The following is a 202-nucleotide window of genomic DNA, read 5'->3' as shown; positions in this document are numbered from 1 at the left end:
CATCGCCCTGCTGGTCGCGCTGGCGATCGACAGCGGCCGGCTGTACGGCAAGACCTTCTTCCGCGTCTCGATCTTCCTGCCGTACGCGGTGCCGGCGGTCGTCGCCAGCCTGATCTGGGGCTTCATGTACGGCACCCAGTTCGGTCTGGTCGGCAACGTCAACGACGCCTTCGGGGTCACGCTGCCCGACCCGCTCTCCCCC

1 pseudogene is annotated in these 202 nt (G+C 68.3%); it reads left to right on the top strand.

The window, feature by feature from the left end:
- A pseudogene (locus tag OO54_RS41310) lies at positions 1-202 on the top strand (sugar ABC transporter permease); the annotation flags it as partial.

The sequence above is a fragment of the Streptomyces wedmorensis genome, from assembly GCF_000716445.1.
GTDB lineage: Bacteria > Actinomycetota > Actinomycetes > Streptomycetales > Streptomycetaceae > Streptomyces > Streptomyces wedmorensis.
Note: the sequence above shows the minus strand (reverse complement) of the source record. Positions and strands in the feature narration are given on the sequence as shown.